The 20,960-nt window shown below is 64.1% G+C and carries 24 protein-coding genes; 22 read left to right on the top strand and 2 right to left on the bottom strand.

The window, feature by feature from the left end; translation table 11 throughout:
* Nucleotides 1-6 precede the first annotated feature (6 nt).
* Both OXG98_05195 and pheA read left to right on the top strand, forming a co-directional pair.
* Nucleotides 7-870: a prephenate dehydrogenase gene (locus tag OXG98_05195; GenBank protein MCY3771400.1), complete on the top strand. Its 864-nt coding sequence runs from the start codon at nt 7-9 to the stop codon at nt 868-870.
* Nucleotides 867-1,709 carry a prephenate dehydratase gene (gene pheA, locus OXG98_05190; protein ID MCY3771399.1) on the top strand — a complete coding sequence of 281 codons (843 nt, stop codon included), beginning with the start codon at nt 867-869 and terminating at the stop codon, nt 1,707-1,709. The genes OXG98_05195 and pheA overlap by 4 nt, the downstream gene beginning before the upstream one ends.
* 10 nt (nt 1,710-1,719) lie before the next feature.
* Here pheA and OXG98_05185 read toward each other — a convergent pair whose 3' ends face one another.
* Complete coding sequence (locus OXG98_05185) at nt 1,720-3,495, bottom strand: NFACT family protein (protein MCY3771398.1); 1,776 nt, start codon at nt 3,493-3,495, stop codon at nt 1,720-1,722.
* Between the two features lie 260 nt (nt 3,496-3,755).
* Between OXG98_05185 and OXG98_05180 the strand changes: the two genes are divergently transcribed.
* The 20 genes from OXG98_05180 to OXG98_05085 all read left to right on the top strand — a co-directional run bounded on the left by OXG98_05180 (nt 3,756) and on the right by OXG98_05085 (nt 19,851).
* The gene (locus OXG98_05180; GenBank protein ID MCY3771397.1) at nt 3,756-4,634 is read left to right on the top strand and encodes a YicC family protein; all 879 of its coding nucleotides are present in this window, start codon (nt 3,756-3,758) and stop codon (nt 4,632-4,634) included.
* Nucleotides 4,627-5,250 carry a guanylate kinase gene (gene gmk, locus OXG98_05175; GenBank protein ID MCY3771396.1) on the top strand — a complete coding sequence of 208 codons (624 nt, stop codon included), beginning with the start codon at nt 4,627-4,629 and terminating at the stop codon, nt 5,248-5,250. The genes OXG98_05180 and gmk overlap by 8 nt, the downstream gene beginning before the upstream one ends.
* Nucleotides 5,247-5,489 carry a hypothetical protein gene (locus OXG98_05170; GenBank protein MCY3771395.1) on the top strand — a complete coding sequence of 81 codons (243 nt, stop codon included), beginning with the start codon at nt 5,247-5,249 and terminating at the stop codon, nt 5,487-5,489. Before gmk ends, OXG98_05170 begins: the two co-directional genes overlap by 4 nt.
* A 14-nt stretch (nt 5,490-5,503) precedes the next feature.
* Nucleotides 5,504-6,721 carry a bifunctional phosphopantothenoylcysteine decarboxylase/phosphopantothenate--cysteine ligase CoaBC gene (coaBC, locus tag OXG98_05165; protein MCY3771394.1) on the top strand — a complete coding sequence of 406 codons (1,218 nt, stop codon included), beginning with the start codon at nt 5,504-5,506 and terminating at the stop codon, nt 6,719-6,721.
* Nucleotides 6,718-7,473, top strand: coding sequence for a uracil-DNA glycosylase (locus tag OXG98_05160; protein MCY3771393.1), 756 nt, complete (start codon nt 6,718-6,720; stop codon nt 7,471-7,473). Before coaBC ends, OXG98_05160 begins: the two co-directional genes overlap by 4 nt.
* Before the next feature lie 12 nt (nt 7,474-7,485).
* On the top strand, nt 7,486-8,847 hold the full coding sequence (dnaB, locus tag OXG98_05155; protein ID MCY3771392.1) for a replicative DNA helicase: 1,362 nt from the start codon (nt 7,486-7,488) through the stop codon (nt 8,845-8,847).
* Nucleotides 8,848-8,880: 33 nt separating this feature from the next.
* Nucleotides 8,881-9,627, top strand: a complete 747-nt coding sequence (locus OXG98_05150) for an ABC transporter ATP-binding protein (GenBank protein MCY3771391.1) — start codon at nt 8,881-8,883, stop codon at nt 9,625-9,627.
* Nucleotides 9,628-9,666: 39 nt separating this feature from the next.
* The gene (tgt, locus tag OXG98_05145) at nt 9,667-10,824 is read left to right on the top strand and encodes a tRNA guanosine(34) transglycosylase Tgt (GenBank protein MCY3771390.1); all 1,158 of its coding nucleotides are present in this window, start codon (nt 9,667-9,669) and stop codon (nt 10,822-10,824) included.
* Nucleotides 10,821-11,156 carry a preprotein translocase subunit YajC gene (gene yajC / locus OXG98_05140; protein MCY3771389.1) on the top strand — a complete coding sequence of 112 codons (336 nt, stop codon included), beginning with the start codon at nt 10,821-10,823 and terminating at the stop codon, nt 11,154-11,156. Before tgt ends, yajC begins: the two co-directional genes overlap by 4 nt.
* 9 nt (nt 11,157-11,165) lie before the next feature.
* Entirely contained in the window at nt 11,166-11,720 is a 555-nt protein-coding gene (def, locus tag OXG98_05135; protein MCY3771388.1) for a peptide deformylase, read from the top strand.
* A 1-nt stretch (nt 11,721) separates the two neighbouring features.
* The gene (fmt, locus tag OXG98_05130) at nt 11,722-12,678 is read left to right on the top strand and encodes a methionyl-tRNA formyltransferase (protein ID MCY3771387.1); all 957 of its coding nucleotides are present in this window, start codon (nt 11,722-11,724) and stop codon (nt 12,676-12,678) included.
* A 654-nt stretch (nt 12,679-13,332) separates the two neighbouring features.
* Entirely contained in the window at nt 13,333-14,055 is a 723-nt protein-coding gene (locus OXG98_05125) for a hypothetical protein (GenBank protein MCY3771386.1), read from the top strand.
* Nucleotides 14,056-14,108: 53 nt separating this feature from the next.
* Nucleotides 14,109-15,443 carry a signal recognition particle protein gene (gene ffh / locus OXG98_05120; protein MCY3771385.1) on the top strand — a complete coding sequence of 445 codons (1,335 nt, stop codon included), beginning with the start codon at nt 14,109-14,111 and terminating at the stop codon, nt 15,441-15,443.
* Between the two features lie 15 nt (nt 15,444-15,458).
* Nucleotides 15,459-15,743, top strand: coding sequence for a 30S ribosomal protein S16 (gene rpsP / locus OXG98_05115; GenBank protein MCY3771384.1), 285 nt, complete (start codon nt 15,459-15,461; stop codon nt 15,741-15,743).
* Between the two features lie 42 nt (nt 15,744-15,785).
* A complete protein-coding gene (gene rimM, locus OXG98_05110; protein MCY3771383.1) occupies nt 15,786-16,298 on the top strand; it encodes a ribosome maturation factor RimM in 513 nt (170 codons plus the stop codon).
* An 11-nt stretch (nt 16,299-16,309) separates the two neighbouring features.
* Complete coding sequence (locus OXG98_05105) at nt 16,310-17,035, top strand: tRNA (guanosine(37)-N1)-methyltransferase TrmD (protein MCY3771382.1); 726 nt, start codon at nt 16,310-16,312, stop codon at nt 17,033-17,035.
* A 36-nt stretch (nt 17,036-17,071) separates the two neighbouring features.
* The gene (gene rplS / locus OXG98_05100; protein ID MCY3771381.1) at nt 17,072-17,416 is read left to right on the top strand and encodes a 50S ribosomal protein L19; all 345 of its coding nucleotides are present in this window, start codon (nt 17,072-17,074) and stop codon (nt 17,414-17,416) included.
* Nucleotides 17,417-17,424: 8 nt separating this feature from the next.
* The gene (locus OXG98_05095) at nt 17,425-18,063 is read left to right on the top strand and encodes a ribonuclease HII (protein MCY3771380.1); all 639 of its coding nucleotides are present in this window, start codon (nt 17,425-17,427) and stop codon (nt 18,061-18,063) included.
* Nucleotides 18,064-18,134: 71 nt separating this feature from the next.
* Entirely contained in the window at nt 18,135-18,509 is a 375-nt protein-coding gene (locus OXG98_05090; protein MCY3771379.1) for a YraN family protein, read from the top strand.
* Nucleotides 18,510-18,645: 136 nt separating this feature from the next.
* The gene (locus OXG98_05085; GenBank protein ID MCY3771378.1) at nt 18,646-19,851 is read left to right on the top strand and encodes a CehA/McbA family metallohydrolase; all 1,206 of its coding nucleotides are present in this window, start codon (nt 18,646-18,648) and stop codon (nt 19,849-19,851) included.
* A gap of 74 nt (nt 19,852-19,925) precedes the next feature.
* Here the strand turns inward: OXG98_05085 and pyrC are convergent, their stop codons facing one another.
* Nucleotides 19,926-20,933 (bottom strand): dihydroorotase, encoded by a 1,008-nt coding sequence (gene pyrC, locus OXG98_05080; protein ID MCY3771377.1) that lies wholly within the window; start codon nt 20,931-20,933, stop codon nt 19,926-19,928.
* Nucleotides 20,934-20,960 lie beyond the last annotated feature (27 nt).

Here is a 20,960-nt window from a genome sequence, read left to right as displayed (position 1 = left end):
TGGGTTATGCGAATCACCATCATCGGCGTGGGCCTGCTGGGCGGATCTTTCGGCATGGCGGTCCGGAAGGCGGGAGCGGCGGACCACGTCGCGGGCGTCGACCTCGATCGGGCCACGCTGGACCGGGCCCGGGCCCGCGGCGCTATTGACGTGGGGTACCTCGAACCGGCCGAGGGCGTGGCCGGGGCCGATATGGTCGTCCTCGCCACGCCCGTGCGATCCATCTTGGAGATGCTGCCCGTCCTGGCACCGATACTCGGCCGCGAGACGATCCTCTTCGACCTGGGCAGCACGAAGGAAGCCATCGTCTCCACCGTCGCGGGTCTGGCCGGCATCAGGCGGTACGTCGGCGGCCATCCCATGGCGGGTACCGAGCACTCCGGCATCGAACACGCCGATGAGGGGTTGTTGCGGGGGGCGACTTTCGCCCTGGTTCCGCCGCCTGCGGTGGACGAAGGGGCCGTCGATCTGCTCACGGGCCTGGTTCGCCGGATCGGAGCCCGCCCCGTCGTCATTTCCGCCGAACGCCACGACCGGATCGTCTCCATCACCAGCCATCTTCCCTACCTGTTGTCCGTCGTGCTGGCCCTCGCCGCGGAAGACATGGCGCGTGGGGAAAGCCGGACGGGGGAGTTTACCGCGTCAGGATTCCGGGACACCACCCGCCTGGCCGCGTCCAACGTGCGCGTGATGGCCGACATCTGCCTGACCAACAGGGGACCCTTGCTGAACGCCGTTGGGGAAGCCAGGCGGTTGCTGGACGACCTGGCGGCGCAGATCGAACAGGGAAACGAAACGGAACTGGTGAGGATGTTGACGGATGCGAAGGACGGCCGGACCTCGGTGTCCGGCGAAAGGAGAACGGATTGAAGAAGTACAGGACCGGCTTCCAGGGTGAACTGGGAGCCTTTAGCGAGATGGCGGTGCTCGAGTATTTCGGCGACGGGGCGGAACCCGTGCCCCACGGGTGGTTCGACGACGTTTTCCGGGCCGTGGAGCAGGGCCGCTGCGACTACGGGATGCTGCCCATCGAAAACACGCTGGCGGGCAGCATTCACGTCAACTACGACCTGATGCAGGAGCACGATCTGCAGATTGTCGGCGAGATCGTACTTCGCATCGTCCACAACCTGATGGCGAAACCGGGTGTCCGGCGGGAGGAACTCCGGCGGGTGCAGTCCCATACCAAGGCGCTGGAGCAGTGCGTGCGGTTTTTTCGGGAGCATCCTTCGTTGAAACCCGAAACCGTGTACGATACCGGCGGCGCGGCCAAGATGCTCTGCGAGGGAGCGGCCCGGGACGTCGGTGTCATCGCGAGCACCCGGGCGGCAGAGCGCTACGGCCTGGAAATCCTGGAGAACGGGATTGAGGACAACACCCAGAACTATACCCGTTTCCTGGTCCTGGGGCGGGAAGCGGAACCATCGGAAGGCGAGCGCTTGAAGACATCTATCGTCTTCTCGGTTCCCCACGAGCCCGGCATGCTGTTCAAGGCCATGAGCGTCTTTGCGTTGCGGGACATCTCCATCAACAAGATCGAATCGCGGCCCCTGGTCGGATCCCCCTGGGAATACCTGTTCTACCTGGATTTCGAGGGGCACGCGGAGAGCCTGCTCTGCAGCCGGGCGCTCAACCATCTCCGGGAGATTACGACCAACTTCAAGCTGCTGGGATCCTACGCCGAAGGCAGGATTGCGGATCGGGGCTGAGAGGACCGCGTCATCCGCGGTCGGGCGCTTCTGGAGAGTCGGCCTGCCTGAGTTCCAGTTTGGGCTCGACGAAGAGCGTCTTTTCCCGGGTGAAGACGACCTGTCCGGGCGCGCCGTTCTTCATCTTCCTGACGTAACGGCGTTCCGTGTAGTCCACTGGCACCGTGGTGGACCCCCGGCCCTTGCTGAAGTACGCGGTGAGGCACGCCGCCTCATAAAGGGTCTTCCGGCTCGGCATCTGGGTTTTGTCCACCCGTCGCAGAATCACGTGGGAACCGCCGAGGTCCCGCGCGTGGAGCCAGATGTCGTCCGGCGCCGCCGCTTTGGTGAGCGCTTCGTTTTCCCGGCTGTTTCGGCCCACGAGCAGCAGGTGTCCGCCGGAGGTCAGGTACCTCCTAGGGTGAACGTCCACCCTGGCCTTCTTGCGCGATCGCTTTGCGGTGTCGGGTTTGCGGGGCGCCTTGACCAGGTCCAGCTTGATACAGGCTCTGTGGGCCTGCTCCAGCGTTTTCTCGTCCGTGCCGCGCTCCAGCATATCGCGGATGCCCGAAACGTCTTCCAGGCGTTTTCGCGCCCGGGCGATCCGCTGGGCCACCGCCTTCCGACCGTCTCTGGCCTTTCGCGCCTGCCGGAAGTACCACCGGGCGTTTTCAGATGGCGACAGGGCGGGCTTCAGCGGTATGGCGATTTCCTCCCGGCTCCCGCTGAAATAGTCTTCGACAATGGCTTCCGTCAAGCCCGCTTTCAGCCGGCCCATGTGAGACGTGATCAAGTCGCCGTACCTGCGGTATTCCTCCTCCCGCTCCACGTGTTCCTGGTCGCGCGCCAGGTTTCCCGTCAATCGTTCCAGGCGCCGTATTTCGTCCCGCAAGGCGCGCTGGACCTTCATCTCAAGCTGCTTCCTCGCATCTTCCGCCATCCGCTCTTCGTAAAACCGAACCGCGGCGGCACTGATGGATTCGTGGCATTCGACCTGTTCCTCCGGCAGGGAGTGGATCGGGACCGCTGAGAGTAACCGGGCCCGGCCATCCGGCGATCTTCCGAGGCAGGGCGTCCAGTCCTTGGACTGGACACGGCGGACGAGATCCCGCAGGCTGCGCCAGATCCGGCCGACGCGGGCGTCCGCGTCCGAATCGGCAAGGTCCGACGGTTCCGCCAGGCCCCCATGGGCCAGGACCTCCAGGGCCATTTCCCTGGAAAGCCCCGCAAACGTGCCGGCCAGATGCCGCGCCAGATCTTCCGGAGTCGACAGGCGGCCCGTTCCTTCCAGCAGTTCCCGCGTGGCTTCGCTCAGCGGCGTTTTCTTCATGGGCGGCGGAGACGCGTAGGTCTCGCCCGGAACCAGTTCTCTGCCGGTCCCCCGGATACGCCTCAGGGTCTCCAGGATAACCCGGTCCGGTTCGGTAAGGAACACCAGGATGCCCCGGTTTCCGATGAGTTCGGCGATCAGGCGGTAGCGGCGGGGACCGGCCGAAGACCGGCCCAGGCAGCGTAGGTCCACCACCCGTTCGAAGGGCGCCGCCCCGATCTTCTCCAGCTTACCGGGGATGAGGTGATCACGCAGTACGGTGAGCAGAGCGGACGAAGCCGCGCTCTTTTTCGCGGGATCCGACAAATGTACCCGGGTGAAACCCGGTTGGACCGAGAGAGACAGCAACCGTCTGCCTGACCCGTTCTTCAACACGAAGCCTATTTCCATGGGCGCGTATTGGTCAATGGCCACAATACGCGCACCTTCCAGGTCCCTGCATTCATCTATCACGGCCTGCAACGCCAGGGCGTCCATGACGTTCAATCCCCTGTCCGGTGTCCGGTGCGGTTGTTACGTGTGCAAAGGCGTTCTTCGACGCGGAGTTATCCTGGTTCCCCCTTTTTCATAATATAACCGGACCGGTGCGTCAAGCGTCGTGAATCTTCGATTCGGCGCACCGAAAAGTAGAGAAACCACCTCCGGGCGTCCGCCAATATCTTATTGACAAATCGTTGTTTAGCGTGTACTTTCATGGTTCTTGAAAATGGGCTGAAACGGGGATCCAGGGGCTTCGAATGATATGCAGCATGACCGGCTACGGCGCCGGAGAATCGGACCTTGCCGGCGTCCGCACCGTCGTCGAACTGCGTTCAGTTAACGGCCGATACTGCGACATAGCGGTAAGGTTGCCCAGGTCTCTGGGGTCGCTCGAGGGCCGCGTGCGTGCCTATGTGCAGGAACACGTGACCCGGGGCAACGTTTCCGTGTCCGTTCGGTGCGACGATGGCGATACGGGCGCGCATGCGGTGCGAATCGACGTGGAGGCCGGGAAGAAGTACTGCGACGCGCTGAGGGAACTCAAGGAGCAACTTGGCGTTTCGGGCGATGTGTCCCTCGATATGGTCGCCGCTTATCCGGGCCTGGTGACGCCGGAAAACGAAGAAGTCGATCCGTCCGAGCGCTGGACGGGGATGGAAGCCGCCCTGGTGAAAGCGCTGGCCGCTTTCAAGGAGATGAAGAGGAGCGAGGGCAGGGCCCTCGAAACAGACTTGCGTATCCGGGTCGAAGCCATACTGGCCATACTGCGCGCGATCGAGGACCGGGCGCCGGACCGGGTGGTCGAGTACCGGGAACGCTTGAACAACCGGCTCGTCGACCTGCTGGATGAACGTCAGCTCGATCCGCAGCGGGTGGCCATGGAAATAACCCTGTTTGCGGAGCGCATCGACGTGACCGAGGAATGCGTCCGCCTGAGAACCCACTGCGATGCGTTTATGGAAGCGCTCGAGGCCGACGGGAGTGCGGGAAGACGTCTCAACTTCCTGATACAGGAGATGAACCGGGAGATCAACACCATCGGGTCGAAGGGGAATGACACGGAAATCAGTCATTCCGTCATCCAGGCCAAGGAAGAACTCGAGAAGGTTCGTGAACAGGTGCAGAATATTGAGTGATTTCGTTCCACTCTCCCGTTCGGCTTCCAAGGGGTTCTGCCTGGTCCTGTCCGCGCCGTCAGGCACGGGGAAAACCACGATTGGCGAGTTGCTCACCTCCGGAGATTCGACCATCGTCAGGTCGATATCCATGACGACCCGGACGAAGCGGTCGAACGAGGAAGATGGCGTAGATTACCATTTCGTCAGTACCGACGAATTCAAGGCGAAGATCCGTCAGGGCACCTTTCTCGAATGGGCGGAAGTATACGACGGTGTGCTTTACGGCACCCCGCGGGAGACTGTAGAGCGGGTCATTCGATCCGGGGCGGTGGCCCTGCTGGTCATCGATGTTCAGGGCGGACGGGCCGTCAAGGCCATATTCCCCGAGGCCGTTCTCGTCTTTCTTGTACCACCTTCCCTGGACAGCCTGTCAAGGCGGTTGAAACAACGGGGCCTGGAAACGGATGAACAGATACAGAAAAGGCTGATCAAGGCGCGTACCGAAATGAAGTACCTTCCCGCTTATGACTACGGGGTGGACAATGACGAGGGAAAGCAGCAGTCAACCGTCGACGCCATTCGAGGGATCATAGCCGCCGAACGGCGTCGCATCAGTCGATGGGAGCCGCAATGAATACCAGAAGATCAGCGCAGTACATATCCCAGGAACGCATGAGGGATGCCGCCGAGAACATCTACGAAGCCGTCATGGTTACCGCCCTGGAAGCCCGGCGAATCAATCTCCACAACAAGATGCTGGGTACGCAGGAAGACCGTGCCGAAAAAGTGACGACCATCGCGCTGGACCGCCTGCTCGGCGACGAGTTGCGCTATGACTACCAGTCGGCCGGGAACGACGAGGCCGAAGCGTAAAACAGGGGTTCCCGATGTCCAGGTTGAAAGGTCGCCGGATAGTCCTGGGGGTGACGGGCAGCATTTCGGCCTACAAGGCGGCGGAAGTAGCCCGCGGACTCGTTCAGGAGAAGGCGGACGTCCGCGTGGTCATGACGCGTGAAGCCGGCGCCTTCGTGGGGGCCGTAACGTTCAGCGCCTTGACCGCGCATCCCGTGGCTGTCGAGCAGTTTCCCGAAGCCGGCGCGTCCGGTGAAGAGCACATCGATCTCGCGGTCTGGGCCGATGCGGTGGCCATAGTGCCCGCCACGGCCAATATCATCGGAAAGATGGCGAACGGCCTGGGGGACGACCTGCTCTCCACCGTGATGCTCGCCTGTGAAGCGCCCTGCTGCCTGGCGCCGGCCATGAATTTCCGCATGTGGAGAAACGAGGCCGTCCAGGCGAATCTCGAACGGCTCAGAAGCCGGGGCGTTCACGTCGTCGATCCGGAATTCGGCGTGCTGGCCAATGGAGAAACGGGTGACGGCAGGCTGGCGGGCCCGGACCGTATCGTGGAGGCGATCGCCATCCTTGCCGATCCCGACCCGGACCTGGCCGGATGCAACGTGCTGGTGAGCGCGGGACCCACCGAGGAGGATATCGATCCGGTCCGGTGCATTACGAACCGTTCCAGCGGAAAGATGGGTTTCGCCGTCGCGCGGGCCGCGGCGCGCCGCGGCGCGTCGGTCACGCTGGTCTCGGGACCGACGAGCCTCCAGGACCCGTACGGGATCACCGTGGAACGCGTTCGGTCCGCCGATGAGATGCACGAGGCCGTCCTGCGGAACCGCGGAGGACAGGATGCCGTAATCATGGCGGCGGCGGTGGCTGATTACCGGCCCGGCGTCCAGGCCGGGAGGAAGATGAAGAAGGCGGAGGAGCGTCTTACGCTGGAAATGACGCGGACCACGGATATCCTGAAGGAAGTGGCCGCCGACAGGCCGCCCGTGCTGATCGGCTTTGCGGCCGAGACCCATGACGGCCTCGATTTCGCGCGCAGAAAACGGGCGGAGAAGGACCTGGACCTGGTGGTTTACAATGATATCACGAAGGAAGGCGCCGGGTTCGGTACGGATACCAATATCGTCACCCTTGTCCACCGCGACGGCCGCGAGGAGACGCTGCCCTTGCAGTCCAAGTCCGGCGTGGCGGACCGTATCATGGACGAGGTCGCCGCGCTGCTCAGAAACCGGGAAGGCGTCCCCGCATGAGCCGACAAGCGCTGCTGGCCGGCCTGATACGCAAGACCGCCGAGGTCGTGAAACAGGAGGGAGAGCAGGGGCTGGAGTCGCTCTACATGCCGGCTGGACTGGAAGCGTCGCTCCCGATGCCGGAACGGGATCGCCGGCCTGTCCCGGATGCCCGGGCCGGATCTCGCGACGTCCGGGCCGGTTCGCTCGACGCCCTGTATGAAAAGTACCACCGGTGTACGGCCTGCGCGCTCGGACACAAGCGCAAACACTTCGTATTCGGCTCCGGCAACGAAAACGCCGACGTGATGTTCGTGGGCGAAGCGCCCGGAGCCCATGAAGACGAACAGGGCCAGCCCTTCGTGGGGGCGGCGGGCAAGCTGCTGACCCGCATACTCAACGCCATCGACTTTACCCGGGACGAGGTGTACATCACCAACATCCTGAAATGCCGTCCGCCAAACAACCGGGACCCGCAACCCGATGAGATCGACGCCTGCGACGCCATACTCAAGGAACAGATCCGTCTCGTCCGGCCCCGGCTGATCTGTGCCCTCGGACGTGTCGCCGCCCAGGCCCTGCTCAAGCAGAACAGCTCGATACGATCCCTGCGCGGAAGGTTTCACGACTATCACGGCGTGAAGCTCCTGGTGACGTACCACCCGTCCGGCCTCTTGCATAATCCGGCCTACAAACGGCCGACCTGGGAGGATGTACAGATGTTGCGGAAGGAATACGATCGCATCGTCCAGTCTGATACGAAGGCGACTTAGGAGCAAGAGCCCATGAATACCCGGAGCGACGGGGCGGAACGACTTCCGCCGCAGGCCGTGGAGGCGGAGGCGGCTGTTCTGGGGGCCATGCTGCTGGAGCAGGACGCCATATTGACCGTCGTCGAGATCCTCGACGATACGGCGTTCTACCGGGAAGCACACCGCAAGATCTACAACGCCGTCATCGCCCTGTACGACCGGAACGAACCTAACGACCTGATCACGCTGAGCGAAGAACTGGAAAAGCGGCAGGAACTGGCCTCCGTGGGGGGCTCCTTCTACCTTACCGGGTTGGTGGACAGCATTTCGACGGCGGCCAACGTGGAATACCACGCCCGGATCGTGCTCGAAAAATCCCAGGCCCGCAAGCTGATCAACGTGACCACTCAGATCGCCTCCCGGGCGTATGAATCGTCGGAAAACACCGCGGACCTGCTGGATGAGGCCGAGCAGATGGTGTTTTCCCTGTCCCAGCGTAACGCCCGCAGCGGGTTCACCCAGCTCAATCCCATCCTGCACGATACCTTCGAGAACATCGAAAAACTCCACGAGCAGGATAGTACCGTGACCGGGGTACCCACGGGGTTTACCCGGCTGGACGAAATGACCGCCGGTTTTCAACGCGGGGACCTGGTCATCATCGCGGCCCGGCCGGCCATGGGGAAGACGGCGCTCTGCCTGAATATCATCCGCCACATCGCGGTGGAGGCCCAGGTCGGCGTCGGCCTGTTCAGCCTCGAGATGACCAGCCACCAGCTGGCCCAGCGGATGTTATGCAGCGAAGCGCGGGTGGACTCCCACCTGATGCGGACCGGCCGGCTTCCGGGAGACGCCTGGTCGAACCTGAGCATCGCGGTGGGGGCCCTCGCCACCGCCCCCGTGTATATCGACGAGACTCCGGCGTTGTCGGTCACCGAAATGCGTTCCCGGGCGCGGAGGCTCATGTCCGAGCATAAGGACATCGGTCTGCTGGCCGTCGACTACATGCAGCTGATGCGGGGCCCGAATAACGTGGAGAACAGGCAGCAGGAGATATCCGCCATCTCCCGGAACCTGAAGGCCCTGGCCAAGGAACTGAATGTCCCCATCGTCGCCCTCTCGCAGCTCTCCCGGGCGGTAGAAACCCGCGGAGGGGATGGACGGCCTCAGCTGTCGGACCTCAGGGAATCGGGTGCGATCGAGCAGGACGCCGACGTGGTACTGTTCATCTACAGGCCCGCCCGCTACGGGGAAGGAGAGGAGCACGAGGAGAACCACGCGGAAATCATCATCGGCAAGCAGCGCAACGGTCCCGTAGGTACGGTGAACCTGGTTTTCGTGGACCGATTCGCCCGCTTTGAAAACCCCGACCTGTTCCACGAAGATCCAGGTTGACTGTTCTTCACCCGGTACGTCCGTTACCCACACATGATCGAAATCATCCACCTGAGAAAGGCCTTCGGCAAATCGGTGCTGAAGGACGTCAACCTGACCATCGAATCCGGGGAGACCATGGTCATCATCGGCCGGAGCGGATGCGGCAAGAGCGTGCTGCTCAAGCACATCACCGGATTGCTGCACCCGGACGGCGGAACGCTGCTGGTGGACGGCAGGGACGTGACCAGGCTGTACGGAACGGAGTTGGACGAAATCCGGAAGCGGTTCGGTTTCCTGTTCCAGGGCGGCGCCCTCTTCGATTCCATGACGGTGGGCGAGAACGTGGGGATCGCCCTGAAGGTACACACCGACCGGACCGAAGCGGAGATCGGCGAACGGGTCCGTACCTGCCTCCAGATGGTCGGCCTGTCCGACGTGGAGGAACAGAAGCCGGCGGAGCTTTCGGGCGGCATGCGCAAGAGGGTGGGACTCGCCAGGGCGATCGCCATGAATCCGGAGTACATTCTCTACGACGAACCAACCACGGGCCTGGATCCCATCATGGCGGACATCATCAACGACCTGATCCTGGACATGAACCAGCGGCTGTCGGTGACGGCGATCGCGGTGACCCACGACATGATCAGCGCGTACAAGATCGCGGACCGCATCGCCATGCTGCATGACGGGGTGATCCACATGGTGGGGACGCCCGATGAAATCAGAAACTGCGACGACCCGCTGGTCCAGCAGTTCATTCTCGGCCGCGGCGAGGGCCCCATAAAATCACTGGAATAGTCATGGATAACTCGACAGGAGGACTACGGGTCTACCGGTATGGCGTCGCTGGATTTTAACCTGCTCGCCGCGGATCCGGCTTCCCGGGCGCGGGCCGGTCGCATGAAGACCCCCCACGGCGAGATCCGCACGCCGGTGTTCATGCCCGTGGGGACCCAGGCGACGGTGAAGACGCTGACGCCGGAGGAACTCGAAGCCGCTGGCGCGCAGATCATACTCGGCAACACCTACCACCTGTTTCTCCGGCCCGGGCATGCATTGATCCGGGAGATGGGCGGGCTGCACGGCTTCATGAACTGGCGGCGGCCCCTGTTGACGGACAGCGGAGGCTACCAGGTGTTCAGCCTTTCGGACCTCAAGTCCATCCAGGAAGAGGGGGTGACCTTTCAGTCGCACATCGACGGCTCTCGGCACCTGTTCACGCCGGAGTCCGTCATGGAGATCGAGACGGCGCTCGGCGCCGATATCATCGCGCCCCTCGACGAGTGTCCGTCCTATCCCTGCGACTACGGTTACGCGAAGGATTCCGCCGCCCTGACGCTGCGATGGGCCGATCGGTCCCGGAAGCGTTTCGACGAACTGGAGGGAGAAAGAGCGCATCCCCAGGCGCTGTTCGGCATCGTGCAGGGAAGCGTGTACGAAGACCTCCGGGTCGACTGCGCGCGGTCGCTGGTGGACCGGGGATTCGACGCCTATGCCATCGGAGGGATGTCGATCGGGGAGCCGAAGCCGGCCATGGCGGACCTGATCGACGCCACCGTCGAGCACCTGCCGGAAGACCGGCCCCGTTACCTGATGGGCGCGGGGACGCCGGAAGACCTCGTCGACGCCGTGGGACGGGGCATCGACATGTTCGACTGCGTCATTCCCACCCGCGAGGGCCGGAACGGCGCGCTGTACACCCGCTCCGGCCGCATCAATATCTACAACGCCCGCTTCAGGGCCGACGCCGGACCGATCGATGCATCCTGTTCCTGTTATGCCTGCCGGACTTTCAGCCGGTCGTACGTCCGGCACCTTTACCGCGCGGGAGAAATACTGGGTCCGAGAATGGGGACCCTCCACAACATCCACTTCTATGTCGGCCTGGTCTCCGAGATGGGAAGAGCCATCCTGGAAGGCCGTTTCGGCGCGTGGAGCAGGTCGTTTTTGACCGTGTATCGCAGTGAGACGGAAAGAAAGGAGTATCCCCAGTGATTCAAGATGCCTTTGCCATGGGTCCCGGCGGCGGCGGAGACGCTTCCGGACCGGGTTTCCTGATCTCCATGATCCCCATCCTGTTGATGTTCGCGATCATCTACCTGTTGCTGATCCGGCCCCAGCAGAAGAGACAGCGGGAACACCAGGCCATGCTGGACGCCCTGCAGAACGGGGACAAGGTGGTGACGCAGGGCGGGATCATCGGTGTCGTTACCGGCCTGAAGGCGGACGTGGTCACGGTGCGCATCGCCGATGACGTCCGGATCGATCTGCAACGGAGCGCCATATCCCGGCTGATCAGCAGCAAGAAGGGAAACAAAGAAGAATAGGAAGCAGTCATGGCGGTCAGGCCCATACGCATATACGGCGACCCGATCCTCCGGGAGAAAGCGCGCCCGGTGGAGGAGACGACCGCGGCACTTCGCCGTCTCGCGGAGGACATGATCGACACCATGATCGAAGCGGAGGGCATCGGGCTGGCCGCTCCGCAGGTCGGCGAGACCGTCCGCATGTACGTCGTCAATCTCGGGGCCATCGGTCCCGGGCTCTTCCGGGACCGCGGGGGGCCGTCTCTGGAGGGAGACCCGGACCACCTGGTGCTGGTGAATCCGCGTGTCGTCAAGCGGGAAGGCGCGCAGACGGCCGACGAAGGGTGCCTGAGTATCCCGGAACTGTACGAGAAGGTAACCCGGCCCGAGGTCGTGCGCGTCGAGGCGGCGGACTTGGACGGACGCCCCCTGGAGATCGAGGGCAGCGGACTGCTGGCCCGGGTCCTGGTCCACGAATACGACCACCTCGAAGGCGTTCTTTTCATCGATCACATCGGCAAGCTCCGCCAACAGTTCATCCGCGGCAAACTGCGGAAACTGAAGGAGAGCGGCCAGGCGGTCTGACATGCGCGTGGTCTACATGGGTACGCCCGATTTCGCCGTGCCGTGCCTGGAAGCGTTGATCGGTCGGGCGGAACACGAGGTGGCCGGTATCGTCACCGCGCCCGACCGGCCGAAGGGCCGCGGGTTGAAGACCGTTTCATCGCCGGTGAAGGATGCGGCCCTGCGGCACGGCATTCCCCTCTGGCAGCCGGACAGGCTGCGCGATCCGGGCTTCCTGCACGCCCTGCGGGCCCTGGAGGCCGATCTTTTTGTGGTCGTGGCCTTCCGCATCCTGCCCTCCGGACTGCTGGATATCCCTCCGAGAGGCTCGGTAAACCTCCATCCTTCCCTGCTTCCCAGGTACCGCGGCGCGGCGCCCATCCAGTGGGCGGTGATGAGCGGGGACGAGGAAACGGGCGTTACCACGTTCCTGGTGGAAAGGCAGGTGGACGCGGGGGACATCCTCTGCCAGGAGACCGTGCCGATCGGACCGGAAGAAACCGCCGGCGAACTGCACGATCGCCTGTCCCGTATCGGCGCGGCCCTGCTCCTGCGTACGCTGGACCTGCTGGCGGCCGACGGCATCAGGCCGCGGCCCCAGACGGGCGACGCGACGCCGGCGCCCAGGATTGCCCGGGAGGACGGCCGCATAGACTGGAGGCTGCCGGCCCGTGCCATACACAACAGGGTGCGGGGCCTGAACCCGGTTCCCATGGCCTTCACCACCTGGCGGGGGAAGAATCTCCGCGTCATAACGAGCCGTACCGTGTGCCTTGGGGAGGACGGCGGAGGTGAACCGGGCGGGATCGTCTACGCCGACGAACGCCGGGGCGTCACCGTTCAGACCGGCGACGGCGGCCTGGAACTGGTCAGGGTACAGCCCGAGGGGCGAAGCCGGATCGATGGAGCGGAATTCCTGCGGGGATACCGTCCCGCGGTCGGGGACCGGTTCGGCGCGCCGGATGCGGAGTCTGGTTGATGGCGGGCCCGCCCGGCGCACGCGAGATCGCCCTGAAGGCGCTGTATCGCGCGGAGACCGGGGACGTCCTGCCGCGGGAGGCCCTCGACGCCCTCTTCCGGCGGTACGCGTGCAGCGACCGGGACAGGGCCCTGGCGACCGAGTTGGTGTACGGCGCGATCCGCTGGCGGCGGCGCCTGGACTGGATGCTCGGTCAACTGATGCGCGGAAACCCGGACTCGTTGACGGCCTGGATTCGCCATATCCTGCGCATGGGCCTGTATCAGTTGATGATGATGGACCGGATCCCCGACGCGGTCGCCACCCATGAGTCGGTCCAGCTGGCCAGGCGGTACGGACACGAGGGCACCGTCCGTCTGACCAACGCCATCCTCAGGACGGCCCTTCGAAAGCGGGACCGGCTGGAGCGGCCGGTATGCGGGGAAGACCCCGTCACGGAACTCGGCGTCGCGCATTCCTATCCGGCGTGGTTGGCGAAGCGATGGGTCGCGCGGTACGGCGTGGAGGCCGCCGCCGCCCTCATGAGGGCGGGGAACCGGACGCCCCCTATTATCATCCGGGTCAACACTTTGCGGTCCACGCCACGGGATCTCGCCGGGACATTGGAACGGCACGGGGGATCTCGCCGGGACATTGGAACGGCACGGGATCCACGTGGAACCGGGCCGCTGGCTCGGCGATTACCTGTCGATCCGGCACGCGGGCGACCTCCGCCGCCTGCCTGCCCACGAAGCGGGTTTGTTCCAGGTACAGGACGAAAGCGGGGGCCTCGCGGTGCGCCTTCTCGACCCGAAACCGGACGAGACCATTGTCGATTTATGTTGCGCTCCGGGGGGAAAAACAACATATATTGCGCAAATTGTCGGCGCGGGCGGCAGGGTAATCGCCTGCGATACGTCACCGCATCGACTCCGCCGGGTGGAGGAAAACCGGCGGCGAATGGGGTTGGGGCAGGTGCGTCTTGTCGGCATGGATGGCCGGTCGCCCGGGGTGAATCTGGCGGCCGACCGCGTCCTGGTGGACGCCCCTTGTTCCGGACTCGGCACGCTCGCGCGCCGGCCCGATCTGAGATGGCGGCGAAAAGCCGAGGACATAGGCCGGCTCCGCAACGAACAACTGGCGCTGCTGGAAAGCGGCGCCGGGCTGGTGAAGCCGGGCGGCGTATTGGTGTACAGCACCTGCACCATTGAGCCGGAAGAGAATGAAGAGGTCGTGGCCGCGTTTTGCGCCAGACATCCCGGGTTCCGTTTGGAGAAACCCGGAGACTGGCCCGGAGACCTGGCCGGGGTACTGGACGGCGCGGGCAGAATCGCCACGCTGCCTTCCACCCACGGCGTCGACGGGAGTTTCGCGGCGAGGCTGAGAAGAGACGGCTGACCGCATCGGGCGGCGAGGCTGAGAAGAGACGGCTGACCGCATCGGAGAAAACCGTGTTTGAAGAACTTTCCGGCCGCATGGAGGGGATCGTCAGAAAACTCCGCGGCCAGGGCAAGCTGACGGAAAAGAACATCGACGACAGTCTCCGGCAGGTGCGCCGCGCCCTGCTGGAGGCCGATGTGAATTTCAAGGTGGCCCGCGCCTTCATCGACACGGTCAAGGAGAAGGCGCTGGGGCAGGGCGTTTTGAGGAACCTGTCCCCGGGACAGCAGATGGTGGGGGTCGTCCACCAGGAACTGGTATCCCTGATGGGCGAGGAAGCCGTGGGGATCGCCTTTGCGGAAACGCCCCCGACCATTGTCATGATGGCCGGTCTGCAGGGATCCGGAAAGACGACGGCCACGGGCAAGCTGGCCCATCACTTCATCCAGGCGGGCCGCCGTCCCCTGCTGGCCGCGGCCGACGTCTACCGGCCCGCGGCGATAAAACAGCTGCAGGTGCTGGGCGAGCAGCTGGGCGTGCCGGTCGTATCCCTCGGGGACGGCCGGTCTCCCGAGGCGATCTGCCGGATTGCCGTGGACCGGGCCAGGCGGGAGGACTGCGACGTGGTCATCCTGGATACGGCGGGCCGTCTGCACGTCGACGAAGAGATGATGGACGAATTGTGCGGCATTCGCGGGACGGTCCATCCCCACGAAATCCTCCTGGTCGTGGACGGGATGACGGGCCAGGACGCGGTCAACGTGGCGGAAGCCTTTGACCGGCGCCTCGACATCGACGGCTGCATCCTGACGAAAATGGACGGGGACGCCCGGGGCGGCGCGGCGCTGTCCATACGGCAGATCACCCGCAAGCCCATCAAGTTCATGGGGGTCGGCGAGAAGCTGGACGCCCTGGAAGTGTTCCATCCCGAACGGATGGCGTCCCGGATCCTGGGGATGGGCGACGTGGTGTCGCTGGTCGAACGCGCGCAGGCCGCCATAGAGGTGGAGGAAGCCCGCAAGCTGGAAGCGAAGCTGCGCAAGCAGACCTTCGACCTCGAAGATTTCCGGTCGCAGCTCCAGCAACTGGGGAAAATGGGTTCCATACAGGAGCTGGTCGAGATGATGCCCGGCGTCAACAAGAAGGCGTTGAAAGGCATGGATATGGATGAGAAAGCGCTCGTGCGAATGGACGCCATTCTGAGTTCCATGACCAGGCAGGAAAGGGCGCGCCCCGTGGTGATCAACGGCAGCAGGCGACGGCGTATCGCGCGGGGAAGCGGAACGAGCGTGCAGGAGGTGAATCAATTACTGAAACAATACAACATGATGCAGAAGATGATGAAACAGTTGAACCGGCCGGGCGCCCTCGAGCAACTCGGTCATAAGATGTTGCCGTTCAGGTAGCTAAAGGAGCGAAACATGGCAGTGGCCATTCGGCTTCGCCGCACGGGAGCCAAGAAAAGACCTTTTTACCGTATCGTCGTAACGGATGACAGGGCCCGCCTGGGCGGGAAGTATATCGAAAGCCTGGGCTACTACAACCCCATATCGCCGGAACAGCTGGAGATGGACGTGGACAAGGCCGTCGACTGGCTCAACCGCGGCGCCCGGCCGAGCGACACGGTGCGGTCGCTTCTGGTGAAGAGCGGCGCGATTCAGAAGTGGCGCGGCGGAGAGCAGGCGGAGGCCGACGCGGCCGAGTGACCGGAAGCGGATCGGCCGCCGGTGCGCCGGGGCGGGGCGTAAGTGAGCGCAGACTGGATCAATATCGGATTCATCCGCAAACCCCACGGCCTCAAGGGCTACGTCCGCGTGGAAGGGTTGTCGGACGCCCCGGGCCGGTTCGAGGATCTGGACCGGATCGGCGTGGAACTCAGGGACGGCCGCCGGGAGTCGCTCGAAATCGAGCGCTGCAGGCAGGACGGGAACAGCTGGTTGATGAAGTTCCTCGGGGTCGATTCGGCGGAAAACGCGGAGCGGCTTCGCAGCGCGTACATCCAGGTGCCCGAAGAGGCCGTCGCCCCGTTGCCCGAGGACGCGTACTATGTGTTTGAACTCGAGGGCTGCGCGGTCGTTTCCGATGAGGGTGAGGAGATCGGAGTCGTCAGGGAAGTGATGTCCATGCCGGCGAACGACGTGTTCGTCGTGGATACGCCGGCGGGCGAGGCGATGATTCCGGCGGTCCGGGACATCGTGGTGGAACTCAGTCCCGAGGAATCGAGAATCGTCATACGAAAGATCCCGGGGCTGATCTCGTAGCGGTATAGACTATGCGTATCGACATTCTAACAGCCTTTCCGGGCGTATTCGCGGGTCCCTTCGGCGAGAGTATCGTGGGCCGGGCGTGCAGGCGGGACATGGTGGACATCTTCATCCATGACCTCCGTGCGTTTACGACGGACCGGCACAAGACCATCGACGACTACGCCTACGGCGGGAGTCCGGGCATGGTGCTCAAACCGGAGCCCATATTCCGGGGTGTCCGCCATATCCGGCGGCAGGCGGACCAGGCGGATCAGGCGGACCAGGCGAACGAGGTGGAACGGGCGGGCCGGTCGCGAACCGTGCTGCTGTCGGCCCGGGGCCGGCCGTTTGTGCAGGAGACCGCCAGGTCCTTCGCGGAACTTGGCCAGCTGGTCCTCATCTGCGGGCACTACAAGGGCGTCGACGAACGGGTGGCGACGGGCCTGGGCGCAGAGGAATATTCCGTGGGTGATTTCGTCGTCACCGGCGGCGAGATACCGGCCATGATGATCGCGGACGCCGTAGTCCGTCTCATTCCCGGCGCCCTGGGCGAGCCGGAGAACTACCAGGAATGGCGCGTGCCCGAGGTGTTGCTTTCCGGGCATCATGAGCGCATCGAAAGATGGGAAAGGCAGGACGCCCTGAAGAAGACTTTCCAGCATCGTCCCGAATTGCTGGAAACCGTGGAATTGACTGGAGAGGACGTGACTTATCTGAAAACCCTTCAACGGAACGGGAACGGGCGGCACTAAGGCCCGGGATCGTTCGAAAGGACGGAAGCTACAGCCATGAACGCACTAGACACGATCACCCAGGACCAGTTGCGGACCGACCTGCCGGAGTTCCGAGCCGGAGACACCGTACGGGTCGAGGTCAAGGTCCGCGAAGGCGACAAGGAACGCGTACAGCTTTTCCAGGGCGTCGTCATTCAGCGGTCCGGCCACGGCATCGGCGAAACGATCACGGTCCGCAAGATTTCGCAGGGTATTGGCGTCGAGCGCATCTTCCCGCTGCATTCGCCGGCGATCGGAAAACTCCAGGTGTTGCGCCGGGGCAAGGTACGGCAGTCACGGATCTATTACCTGAGGAAGTTGAAGGGCAAGGCCGCCCGTATCGCCGAGCGGCGCAATTGAGCATATCGATGGACGATGCGGAACGGAAAAGACTCCGGTCCATTTCCGTCCTGGAACGCTCCCTCCTCGACCGCGGCGTACGACACGCTGCCGGGGTGGACGAGGCAGGGAGGGGCGCCCTGGCCGGTCCCGTGATCGCGGCGGCCGTTATTCTGCCGGATGATGCGCTGATACCGGGCCTCGACGATTCGAAACGCCTCACTCCTGCGAAAAGGGATGCGCTTTACGACGAAATCACGGCCCTGGCCACGGCAGTCGGAGTGGGCCGTTCCGCCGCGTCCATGATCGACACCGTGAACATACGCCGCGCGAATCTCCTCGCCATGAAGGATGCCGTGGAAGCCCTTTCACCGGTCCCCGGCCATCTGCTCATCGACGGGATCGACACCATCGACTGGCAGGGCCCCCAGACCGCGGTGGCAGGAGGAGACGCGCGCAGTCTTTCCATCGCCGCAGCGTCCATTATCGCGAAAGTGACCCGCGACCGCATCATGGTCGCGTGCGACCCGGATTATCCGGAATACGGATTCGCCAGGCACAAGGGCTACGGCACGGCGGCGCACCTGGCCGCGCTAGAAATCCACGGTCCGTCCGACGTGCATCGTCGTTCCTTCCTCCGGAAAAGACGCCGGATCGCCACGGCCTGAAACCAGTCTGCCCCTGTTCGTTTCGCCGGCGGACCAACCCGCTTTAACCCGAACAGCAAACCTGAATCGCCATGTCAGAATCGACGCATACCCGCGGTTCGCGAGGCGAATCCATCGCGGAAGCGTTTCTCCGCCGGAAGGGCCATGCCATACTCGCCAGGAACTACCGGGATTCCGTATCCCGGTGTGAAATCGATATCGTGACCCGGGACGGGGAGGAACTCGTCTTCGTGGAAGTCAAGGCCGGGACGGGCCAGCGGTTCGGCGATCCGCAATCCTGGGTAGGCTCGCGGAAGCAACAGCACGTTGCCCGGGCCGCCCGTCGTTTTCTGCAGGAACGCAACTGGCACGAGTTTCCGTGCCGCTTCGACGTCATCGGGATCGACCTGTCGGGGAAACCACCCCGGATAACCCATATAGAGCGCGCATTCTGGAGTACGGTATGATGCCTGTTCTTCTCCCGGCGAGCGCTGGTTGGCGGCACGCCCCTCACAGCAGCACAGGCAGGCACGCCCCCCGCGGCAGCACAGGCAGGCGCGCCCTTCGCGGCAACACAGGCGGGTACGCGCCAGGCGGCATGTCATGCTGAATTTCCGAAACACGTTGAAAGTCCTCGCGGCGGCCTGCTTCCTGCTCTGGATTGTCGATGGTTGCCTGCTCATACAGTCCGAATCCCCCCGTTCCGCACTGTCTCCCGCCACAGGGCCCGCGGCGTCGCCCGGACCGGGTCCCGAGTTCCCGCCGCGCTACACCGGCGCCATACACGTCCATTCCACCTACTCCGACGGCGGCGGCACGGTAGCGGATATCGTCCGGGCCGGACAGGACGCGGGACTGGATTTCCTGTTCCTGACTGATCACGATACGCTTCAGCCCCGGTTCGACGGCCACCAGGGGTACCATGGCGGACTGCTCCTGCTCGTCGGCGAGGAAGTCAACACCAGCGCGGGACACCTGCTGGCCCTCGGCGTGGGGAGGGACGTGGAGCAGGCCGGCCCCCTGGGACTCCCCGCGCTGATCGAAGAGATTTCGGAAGCAGGGGGACTCTCCATCGCCGCCCATCCCACGGGACGGCGGCCCTGGACCGACTGGACGGTGGAGAAGATGGACGGCCTGGAGTTGCTTAACGCGAACAGCGACTGGCGCGACGACAGCGTGCTGGAACTGTTGCGTGCCCTCGTATTCCTGCCTTTCCTGCCCGACGGCGTTTTCAACAGCCTCATCGACCGTCCCGACGAAGCCATCCGGCTCTGGATGCATCGCGCGCAGCGTCAGCCGGTGACCGTGATCGGCAGCGTGGACGCCCACGAGCGCATACCGCTCTGGGGCGAGCGCCACTTGTCCTTCCCCACCTACGAGCGCATGTTCGGATTGATCAGGACCTACGTGATCACCGGTACGGAACTGACCGGCGATGCCGGGGCAGACGAAGCGATCCTGGTGGACGCGCTCCGCCGCGCAAGCTGCTACGTGGTGATGGAAGGCTACGAACCGGCCCCCGGGTTTTCCTTCGAACTCGCCATGGGACCGGACAGAGTATCCATGGGGTCCAGTGTCGGTTTCAAGGCAGGAGAACGGTTGCACGTGACCGCGCCGTCATCGGGCCCGGTGCGCATCCGGTTGTACAGAGACGAGGTCCCCCTGATCGAGACCGAAGGCCATGAGCTGTTCGTGGAGATTCCCGGTCCGGGGGTCTATCACGCCGAAGTCTACCAGCTGCGCGGCACCCTGCTGCGCGGCGAGCGTCAGCGGCTCTGGATCATCTCGAACGCCATCCGGGTGGAGTAGTCCGCACGCCGGGCCGCTGCACTCCGGCTCGCTGCCGCACGCCGGCCCGCTGCCCGCCTTCATTCCTGGCCGCTTTAACGCACCGCCGCCACCTTCCAGTCCAGTTTCCGCCCCGCGTACATGGGGATGACTTCCCCGTATCGCTCGGGGATGGCCGCCCCGGTCTTCTCGAACACCACGGTTTTTTCCGGGGGCGTGACCCCGTAGATCCGCTTCGCGTTGTCCGAGACGAAGGCCTGCAGCCGGTCCAGCGCGCCGTGTTCTTCGAAGAGTCCGACGAGCATCTGCAGGGCGATGGGGGCGGTGAAGACTCCCGCTGCGCAGCCGGAGCACTCTTTCTTGTCGACCGGGTGGGGCGCGGAATCGCTGCCGAAGACGAGCCCGGGGTGGGCTTCGAGGGCCAGCGCGAGGAGCGCGTCGCGATCCTCCGGCCGCTTCGCGATGGGCTTGCAGAACAGATGGGGGTTGAACAGCCCACCCGCCACGTCGTCCAGGGTGATGAGCAGGTGCTGCAGGGTGACGGTCGCCGACAGGTTTTCGTGGCGGTCCAGGAGCGCGGCAGCCTCCCGGGTCGTGATATGTTCCATGACGATGGCCAGCCGGGGAAAGCGCGTGGCCAGGTCTTCGTAGACGGGAAGGAACGCGCGCTCGCGGTCCATGACGAAGTCCGTCGATTCACCGTGTACCATCAGCCGGATGCCCAGGTCCTGCATCAGGGCCAGGGTGTCCTCCACGTCGCGGAGGTCGCCGACCCCTTCGTCGCTGTGGGTGGTGATGCCCTCCGGATACAGTTTGACGCCGATGATACGGTCCTTCATCGAAGCCAGTTCGCTTTCGGTATAGGGCCGCATGAACAGGGTCATATAGGGTTCGAAGGCGTGGCCGCCCACGGCCTCCCGGACTTCCCGTCCGTACCGTTCCAGCCGGTCGAGATTGTCCACGGGGGGCACCAGGTTGGGCATGATCACGCCGCCCGCGAAGGTCTCCGCGCTCAGCGGCGCCACGCGCCTCAACATGGCGCCTTCGCGGAAGTGGATGTGCATGTCCAGGGGGGAATGGAGGGAGAAGGAACGGTTCGACATGGGATGAGAAGGCCTCGGTATAATGCC

It is taken from the genome of Gemmatimonadota bacterium, from assembly GCA_026706345.1.
GTDB lineage: Bacteria > JAAXHH01 > JAAXHH01 > JAAXHH01 > JAAXHH01 > JAAXHH01.
The sequence above is the reverse complement of the archived record's forward strand: the minus strand, read 5'-3'. Positions and strand labels throughout refer to the sequence as shown.

Coding starts and splice junctions, on each gene's coding strand:
- OXG98_05195 (MCY3771400.1), top strand. CDS start 7: ATGCGAATCACCATCATCGGCGTGGGCCTGCTGGGCGGATCTTTCGGC.
- OXG98_05185 (MCY3771398.1), bottom strand. CDS start 3,495: ATGGACGCCCTGGCGTTGCAGGCCGTGATAGATGAATGCAGGGACCTG.
- OXG98_05180 (MCY3771397.1), top strand. CDS start 3,756: ATGATATGCAGCATGACCGGCTACGGCGCCGGAGAATCGGACCTTGCC.
- OXG98_05170 (MCY3771395.1), top strand. CDS start 5,247: ATGAATACCAGAAGATCAGCGCAGTACATATCCCAGGAACGCATGAGG.
- coaBC (MCY3771394.1), top strand. CDS start 5,504: ATGTCCAGGTTGAAAGGTCGCCGGATAGTCCTGGGGGTGACGGGCAGC.
- OXG98_05160 (MCY3771393.1), top strand. CDS start 6,718: ATGAGCCGACAAGCGCTGCTGGCCGGCCTGATACGCAAGACCGCCGAG.
- dnaB (MCY3771392.1), top strand. CDS start 7,486: ATGAATACCCGGAGCGACGGGGCGGAACGACTTCCGCCGCAGGCCGTG.
- OXG98_05150 (MCY3771391.1), top strand. CDS start 8,881: ATGATCGAAATCATCCACCTGAGAAAGGCCTTCGGCAAATCGGTGCTG.
- tgt (MCY3771390.1), top strand. CDS start 9,667: ATGGCGTCGCTGGATTTTAACCTGCTCGCCGCGGATCCGGCTTCCCGG.
- def (MCY3771388.1), top strand. CDS start 11,166: ATGGCGGTCAGGCCCATACGCATATACGGCGACCCGATCCTCCGGGAG.
- fmt (MCY3771387.1), top strand. CDS start 11,722: ATGCGCGTGGTCTACATGGGTACGCCCGATTTCGCCGTGCCGTGCCTG.
- rpsP (MCY3771384.1), top strand. CDS start 15,459: ATGGCAGTGGCCATTCGGCTTCGCCGCACGGGAGCCAAGAAAAGACCT.
- OXG98_05105 (MCY3771382.1), top strand. CDS start 16,310: ATGCGTATCGACATTCTAACAGCCTTTCCGGGCGTATTCGCGGGTCCC.
- rplS (MCY3771381.1), top strand. CDS start 17,072: ATGAACGCACTAGACACGATCACCCAGGACCAGTTGCGGACCGACCTG.
- OXG98_05095 (MCY3771380.1), top strand. CDS start 17,425: ATGGACGATGCGGAACGGAAAAGACTCCGGTCCATTTCCGTCCTGGAA.
- OXG98_05090 (MCY3771379.1), top strand. CDS start 18,135: ATGTCAGAATCGACGCATACCCGCGGTTCGCGAGGCGAATCCATCGCG.
- OXG98_05085 (MCY3771378.1), top strand. CDS start 18,646: ATGCTGAATTTCCGAAACACGTTGAAAGTCCTCGCGGCGGCCTGCTTC.
- pyrC (MCY3771377.1), bottom strand. CDS start 20,933: ATGTCGAACCGTTCCTTCTCCCTCCATTCCCCCCTGGACATGCACATC.